7 protein-coding genes, 1 tRNA gene and 2 pseudogenes are annotated in these 6285 nt (G+C 72.6%); 5 read left to right on the forward strand and 5 right to left on the reverse strand.

Translation table 11 applies throughout. The features are described from left to right. Both EIO58_RS18810 and EIO58_RS10855 read left to right on the forward strand, forming a co-directional pair. A pseudogene (locus EIO58_RS18810) lies at positions 1–212 on the forward strand (TIGR04282 family arsenosugar biosynthesis glycosyltransferase); the annotation flags it as partial. Next, a complete protein-coding gene (locus EIO58_RS10855) occupies positions 209–910 on the forward strand; it encodes a class I SAM-dependent methyltransferase (protein ID WP_240658738.1) in 702 nt (233 codons plus the stop codon). The pseudogene EIO58_RS18810 and the gene EIO58_RS10855, both read left to right, overlap by 4 nt. Here the strand turns inward: EIO58_RS10855 and EIO58_RS10860 are convergent. The 3 genes from EIO58_RS10860 to EIO58_RS19330 are packed head-to-tail and all read right to left on the reverse strand — an operon-like array spanning position 873 to position 2460. Beyond that, on the reverse strand, positions 873–1292 hold the full coding sequence (locus EIO58_RS10860; RefSeq protein WP_127819558.1) for a hypothetical protein: 420 nt from the start codon (positions 1290–1292) through the stop codon (positions 873–875). The two genes, EIO58_RS10855 and EIO58_RS10860, sit on opposite strands and share 38 nt — an antisense overlap. Then, entirely contained in the window at positions 1289–1885 is a 597-nt protein-coding gene (locus EIO58_RS19325) for a molybdopterin-dependent oxidoreductase (protein WP_240658742.1), read from the reverse strand. The genes EIO58_RS10860 and EIO58_RS19325 overlap by 4 nt, the downstream gene beginning before the upstream one ends. Positions 1886–1890: 5 nt before the next feature. Next, entirely contained in the window at positions 1891–2460 is a 570-nt protein-coding gene (locus EIO58_RS19330) for a hypothetical protein (RefSeq protein ID WP_240658740.1), read from the reverse strand. 137 nt (positions 2461–2597) lie between these two features. On the opposite strand from EIO58_RS19330, the gene EIO58_RS10870 reads away from it, so the two are divergent. Genes EIO58_RS10870 through EIO58_RS10880 form a run of 3 tightly spaced genes read left to right on the forward strand, consistent with a single transcriptional unit; the run spans position 2598 to position 5850 of the window. Then, a complete protein-coding gene (locus EIO58_RS10870) occupies positions 2598–3428 on the forward strand; it encodes an S-methyl-5'-thioinosine phosphorylase (protein WP_127819559.1) in 831 nt (276 codons plus the stop codon). Then, positions 3425–4489: an NAD-dependent epimerase/dehydratase family protein gene (locus EIO58_RS10875; protein ID WP_127819560.1), complete on the forward strand. Its 1065-nt coding sequence runs from the start codon at positions 3425–3427 to the stop codon at positions 4487–4489. Before EIO58_RS10870 ends, EIO58_RS10875 begins: the two co-directional genes overlap by 4 nt. Then, positions 4486–5850 carry a hypothetical protein gene (locus EIO58_RS10880; protein WP_164861640.1) on the forward strand — a complete coding sequence of 455 codons (1365 nt, stop codon included), beginning with the start codon at positions 4486–4488 and terminating at the stop codon, positions 5848–5850. Before EIO58_RS10875 ends, EIO58_RS10880 begins: the two co-directional genes overlap by 4 nt. Before the next feature lie 96 nt (positions 5851–5946). Here EIO58_RS10880 and EIO58_RS10885 read toward each other — a convergent pair. Further along, positions 5947–6022: transfer RNA gene (locus EIO58_RS10885), tRNA-Ala, on the reverse strand. A 67-nt stretch (positions 6023–6089) separates the two neighbouring features. Continuing rightward, a pseudogene (locus EIO58_RS10890) lies at positions 6090–6285 on the reverse strand (large exoprotein); the annotation flags it as partial.

Raw genomic sequence — 6285 nt, forward strand, 5'->3', positions numbered from 1 at the left:
CGCTGCGCGAGCCGCGCGGGGATGTGGTGCGCGGGGTGCCGATGTCGCGCGACGACACCGGGGCGCGGCAGCGCGACGGCCTCGAGGCGGCCGGACTGGACGTCGGGCTGCTCGGGGCGCTGACCGACATCGACGATGTCGCATCGCTGCGCGCCGTGGAACCGCTCCTCGCGGACGGGCATCTCTCGCGCCTCCTCCGGAGCATGTCTTGACCGGCATCGCCGCCCACGCAGACGCCTTCGGCCGGCACTACGAACGCGCGCTGCGTGAGCCGACAGGCCCCGTGCTGCTGCGGGAGGCCGCGGCATCCGGCGGTACGCGACACGATGTCGACCGCTACCTGGCGAGGGCCGATGCGCTCGAGAGGCGGATGGCGCAGGGACTGTCGGGCCCGGTGCTGGACGTCGGCTGCGGACCGGGCCGCATGGTGCACGCGGCACGGGAGGCGGGGCTCGCCGCGCTCGGCGTAGATGTGTCGGCAGCGGCCGCGCAGATCGCACGCAGCCGCGGCATCCCGGTCATGCAGGGCTCGGTGTTCGACGCGCTGCCTCACGAAGGCGCCTGGGGGACGACGCTCCTCCTCGACGGCAGCATCGGGATCGGCGGTGATCCGGGAGCCCTTCTCGCCCGGTGCCGCGACCTGCTGCGAGCGGACGGTCGCGTCCTGGTCGAGACGCATGCCGACTCCCGCCGCGACAGGAGATTCGCCGGCGTGCTCGCAGACGAGAGCGGGGCGACCGGCGGCTCGTTCCCGTGGGCCGAGGTCGGCCGGCACGCACTGCGACGATACGCGTGCGACGCGCGGCTGCAGGCCGTGCGGGAGTGGAACGCGGAGGGACGGTGGTTCGCCGAGTACGCGCGGACGGCGCCCGTCAGCGGCGATCCCGTCGCACGGCGACGCGCCAGGTGACGAGCACGACGAACGCGATCACGCCCCACACGGCCACGAGCCGTCGCGCGTAGTCGCCGACGAGGATCGTCGGGTTGGGTGATCCGCGCCCCTGTGCCCAGATCTCGGGGAGGACATAGAGCGAAAGGATCGCACCGGTGACGAATCCGATCTGCGCGACCGCCGTCACCACGACCGGTCGGCGGTCGGCCCGTCGCCACCATCGGGCGTGCACCGCCGACTCGACGGGAGCCACGACGGCGTCGTGCGCGACGACGACGCCGACGAGCCACACGGCCAGCGCCAGCAGCGACGCCGGCGAGAGCGTCGTGACGAGGAGCAGGGCTCCGTACCCGCCGAGGCCGAGACCCACGATGGTGAGCACGATGCGGGAGGGCCTCATGCCGGCAGCTCCTCGATCGTCGCAAGCCATTTCGTCTGCAGCACCCCGGGCCTGCCCGGCGCGATGATCCGCGCCGGATAGCCGTGATCGAGGTCGAGCACGCCGCCGTTCACCTCGAGCGCCACGAGGGTGAGCGGGTCCCACGCGACGTGCGGCGGCATCGTCGTCTCGCGATACGGTCCGCGGCTCTGCAGGCTCTCGATCCGGATCGTGCCGCTCTGCGCCATCCCCGCCTCGGCGAGCAGGTCGCGCAGACGCACCCCACGCCAATGCGCGCTCGTGCTCCACCCCTCGACGCACGCGATCGGCAGCACGGCCTCGGTCTGCGGCATCCCTGCGAGCTCGTCGCGGGTGTACGCGAGTCGCGCACCCGCCCCACGCACCTCGAGCCGCCAGGAGGTGTCGTGCGCGGACTCGGTGACTCCGGCCTGCGCCGCAGTCCGGTTCACCGGAAGCGCCTGCGGTCCCTGACCCTTCACCCGCGGAGCGAACAGGTTGACGGGCGCGAGCACGTCGAACGCCTGCCCCGCGGTCAGGGCGACCAGCGCGGCGGTCGATGCGCCCACGCCGGCGAGGAACACGCGCCGCCGCATGTCGGTCACGTCGGCTCCTCGGCCTCGCCGGTGCGGCGCCAGTGCTGCACGATGAGCGGCAGCTTGACCCCCACGTGGACCACGATCGCGCCGGCCACGACCCACGCGAGCGCCCAGTGGGTCCGCGTGAACGAGAACGGCCAGGGGTACCACTGGAACGTGTTGAGCGTGCCCATCAGAAGCTGCAGGAGGGCCGTCGACACGAGCACCGCGATCGATGCCCGCTCGATCACGTGGCCGAACGACCGCACCGGAGGCCACGCGAACAGCCGCGGGTAGACCACCCAGAGCTTCGCGAGCACGAGCGGCAGCAGGGCGGTCCCGACCGCGACGTGCAGTCCCTGCGTCCAGGCGTACAGCTCGACCGGGCGCGTCGGCATCGGCAGCCACGCGATCGGATGCTGGTGCAGATGGCTGTAGAGACCGGTGACGAAGCACACGGCGAACCCGATTCCCACGATCCGGCCGAGCACCACCGCCGTCCGCGGTGTGCGCTCGGGTGCGTCCAGAGCGCGGCGGATGGCTGCGGCCCGCGGCGCCAACGTCGTACTCAGCCGCTGCGTGTACCCGCTCATGCCGCCCAGTGTCTCGCCGCGCGGCGACCGGAGTCCGCGGCATCCGCTTACGAATCGCGGACAACTCTGGCGCACCCGTCACAGAACCGTAAGGTTCGGCGTGGTGCGCGCGGCCCGCGAATTGCCAGGCTGTTGCCATGGACGAACTGGCGACGGATGCGGTCCGCTTCGGCGTGATCGGAGGTTCGGGTCTTTACGAGCTGCTCGACGAGTCGCGGCTCGTACAGGTCGCCACGCCGTTCGGGCGACCCTCGGCGCCGGTCGCCGTCGGCAGCTTCGGCGGCCGGACGGTCGCCTTCCTCGCCCGTCACGGCGTCGGCCATACGATCCCGCCGCACCGCGTGCCGTACCGCGCGAATCTGTGGGCGCTCGCGTCGCTCGGCGTACGCGCAGTGATCGCCTCGTCGGCGGTCGGCAGCATCACCGCCGATCTGCCCGCCGACACGTTCGTCGTGCCGGACCAGCTGATCGATCGCACCAACGGCCGTGCCGACACCTACTTCGAGGGACCCGACGTGCAGCACCTCGGTTTCGCCGATCCGTTCGACCCCGTGGTGCGCACGGCGCTCTGCGACGCCCTCGCGGCGCGCGGCGACCGGTTCGCGGCGACCGGCACGGCTCTGGTGATCCCCGGGCCGCGGTTCTCCACGCGCGCCGAGTCGCAGGGCTGGCGGCAGCTCGGCGCCGACATCCTCAACATGACGATGCATCCCGAGGCGGCGCTGGCCGCCGAGCTCGGCATCGCCTACGCGAGCCTGTCGTTCGTCACCGACGCCGACGTGGGTCACGCGCCCGGCGACGACTCGGTGTCGGCCGAGCTGGTGTTCCGGCGCCTGACCGCCGCGCGGGATCGCATCACCGACACGATCTCCGACGCCCTCGCGCTTCTGCCCGACGAACCCCGGGCTCGCGCCCTCGTCGACGGCGCCGCGACGGCGCGCGTGCTCGCCCTGCCGGCCACGATATGAGCGAGGTGCTGCTCGTCACCGGCGGCGCCGGGTTCATCGGGTCCCGCATCGTGGCTCAGGCGAGCGCGGCCGGGTGGCGCGTGCGGGTGCTCGACAGTCTCCGGACGGACGTGCATCCGGCCGGTGCGAAGCCGGGTGGCGGTGTCGAGTTCGTCCACGCCGACATGACGGATGCCGCCGCCGTCGCCCGCGCCGTCCACGGCGTCGACGTGGTCTGTCACCAGGCGGCCAAGGTCGGTCTCGGCGTCGATCTGGACGACGCCGCGGACTACGTCCGCTCGAACGACCTGGGCACCGCGGTGCTGCTGTCCGCCATGGCGAGGGCGGGAGTGGTGCGTCTCGTGCTCGCGTCGTCGATGGTCGTCTACGGCGAGGGACGGTACCGCGACGAGCTGGGTGAGATCGCCGCCCCGCCGCGCGCTGCCGCCGACCTCGCGGCCGGCAGATTCGACCCCCTCTCGCCGCGCACCGGCGCGCCGCTCGTTCCGGAGCTCATCGATGAGAACGCGCCCCTCGATCCGCGCAATGTGTACGCCGCGTCGAAGGTCGCCCAGGAGCACCTGGTGCGCGCATGGGCACGCGAGACCGGCGGCCGCGGCGCCCTGCTGCGGTACCACAACGTCTACGGACCCGGGATGCCGCAGGCCACGCCCTACGCGGGGGTCGCATCGATCTTCCGCTCGGCGCTGGAGGCCGGGCAGGCACCTGCGGTGCTCGAGGACGGCAGGCAGCGACGTGACTTCGTCCACGTGACCGACGTCGCCGCGGCGAACCTGGCCGCGCTCGAGTGGACCGCGACGGCGCCGGCGGGAAGCGCGCGCGCCTTCAATGTGGCCAGCGGCGAAGTGCGCACGATCGGCGAGCTGGCCGACGCGCTGGCCGACGCGATCGGGGGTCCTCGCCCGGTGATCACGGGCGGGTATCGCCTCGGCGACGTGCGGCACGTCACGGCGTCGGCGCAGCGGCTCCGCGACGAGCTCGGCTGGCGGCCGCAGGTCGGCTTCAGAGATGGGGTGCGGGAGTTCGCGCACGCGGCGCTTCGACCTCGGGCAGGATCATGAGCGGCCGGACGGAGCGCCTCGCACCGGACGCGCAGCGCACGCGCGAGCGCGCCGCGCGTATGGGGCTCTTGACGACCGCCGTGCTGGTGGTCGCGGCGATGGCGATCCCCGTGGTCACAGGCTGGGACGTGCGCGCGGGCTCGTTCCCTCCGCTCCACTCGATCTTCGTCGCGCGCGTCGGCCCTGGCACGCCTGCGGCGATCCTCCTCGCGGTGGTCGCCGTGGTGTACGCCCCACGCGCAGTGCGCTGGCCGTGGCGACGACTCCTGGCGGCGGTGTACGGCTACGGCGTGGCATGGATGCTGAGCCTTGCGACCGTCTACGGGATCGAAGGCATCGGAGGGATCCTCGACCACCGCACCGAGTACCTCGGCCCGGCGCGGCAGGTCACCGACTTCGGCGAGACGCTGCGCATCTACATCGACCACATCCCGCTGGACAGTACCGACAACTGGCCGGTGCACTTGGCCGGGCATCCGCCGGGCGCGCTGCTGTTCTTCGTGGTGCTGGTGTCGCTCGGCCTGGGCACCGCCCTGGCCGCAGGCCTGGTCATCACCCTCATCGCGGGGTCGACGGCCGTCGCCGTCATGCTGACGGCCCGGCGATTCGGCGCCGAGGAATATGCGCGCCGAGCGGCACCGTTCCTCGCCGTCGGGCCCGCCGCGATCTGGATGTGCGTCTCGGCCGACGCGATGTTCGCCGCGGTCGCCGCGTGGGCGACCGTGCTGCTCGCGGTGGCCGCGACATCCGCCCGCTTCGTCGTGCAGTCGCTGGCGGGGCTCGCCTCCGGCCTGCTGTACGGATCGTGCGTGATGTTCTCGTATGGGCTCCCGCTCCTGGGCCTGCTCGCGGTGACGGTCCTCGTCCTCGCCCGCGCCTGGCGCCCGCTGCCATTCGCGATCGCGGGGGCGGTGCTCGTCGTCGGTGCGTTCGCGGTCGCCGGGTTCGCGTGGTGGGAGGCCCTCCCCGTGCTCACCGACAGATACTGGGCGGGCATCGCGCGTCATCGGCCGGGCGAGTACTGGACCTGGGCGAACTTCGCGGCCGTCGCGATCTGCGCGGGGCCGTGGGTGGGACCCGGCCTCGCCGTCGCGGCCGTCGACGCGGTGACGCGAGGATCCGGCGGCGAAGCTCGCGTACGGCGGCAGGTCGCCTTCCTGGCGCTCGCCGGCCTCGCCATGTGCATCGCGGCCACGCTGTCGCAGATGAGCCGCGCGGAGGTCGAGCGCATCTGGCTGCCGTTCGTGCCGTGGATGCTGCTCGGCACGGCCCTGCTTCCGGCGCGCTGGCGCCGGACCGGGCTGATCGTCCAGGCATCGTTCGCCATCGTCGCCCAGACCCTGCTGTACACCAGGTGGTGAGGGCGGCGGAGCCTGGAGCGCCCTTCACCCCATCGAACCCACAAAGAAGTCCTGAGCCGCGACACGTCCGTGAACGATGTCGCGACTCAGGACAGATGGTGGACCTGAGGGGATTCGAACCCCTGACCTCTTCATTGCGAACGAAGCGCGCTACCAACTGCGCCACAGGCCCGTGAACCTCAGAAACAATATCACGGCCCCCGGGGCCGTTCCGAATCGATGGGGCCGCGCGCGAGCGGCTACTGACCGGCCGCGCGACGCTCCAGCAGGCCCCGCACGTGTGCCTCGATCTCGGCGTCGTCGACGTAGCCCATGCGCGAGAATTCGCTCTCGCCGGCGGCTGCGCGGGCGACGCGGGCGGTGTCGATCGACGGCGGACGCTGGGCTTCGGCGCGCTCGCGCATCGCCTCCTCCTGCGCCGCCCGGCGCAGCGCC

It is taken from the genome of Microbacterium sp. CPCC 204701 (assembly GCF_004010105.1).
Classification (GTDB): domain Bacteria; phylum Actinomycetota; class Actinomycetes; order Actinomycetales; family Microbacteriaceae; genus Microbacterium.

Excerpts from the sequence above, each read along its gene's own strand:
- EIO58_RS10860 (WP_127819558.1), bottom strand. The coding sequence starts at position 1,292 with ATGAGGCCCTCCCGCATCGTGCTCACCATCGTGGGTCTCGGCCTCGGC.
- EIO58_RS19325 (WP_240658742.1), bottom strand. The coding sequence starts at position 1,885 with ATGCGGCGGCGCGTGTTCCTCGCCGGCGTGGGCGCATCGACCGCCGCG.
- EIO58_RS19330 (WP_240658740.1), bottom strand. The coding sequence starts at position 2,460 with ATGAGCGGGTACACGCAGCGGCTGAGTACGACGTTGGCGCCGCGGGCC.
- EIO58_RS10870 (WP_127819559.1), top strand. The coding sequence starts at position 2,598 with ATGGACGAACTGGCGACGGATGCGGTCCGCTTCGGCGTGATCGGAGGT.
- EIO58_RS10875 (WP_127819560.1), top strand. The coding sequence starts at position 3,425 with ATGAGCGAGGTGCTGCTCGTCACCGGCGGCGCCGGGTTCATCGGGTCC.
- EIO58_RS10880 (WP_164861640.1), top strand. The coding sequence starts at position 4,486 with ATGAGCGGCCGGACGGAGCGCCTCGCACCGGACGCGCAGCGCACGCGC.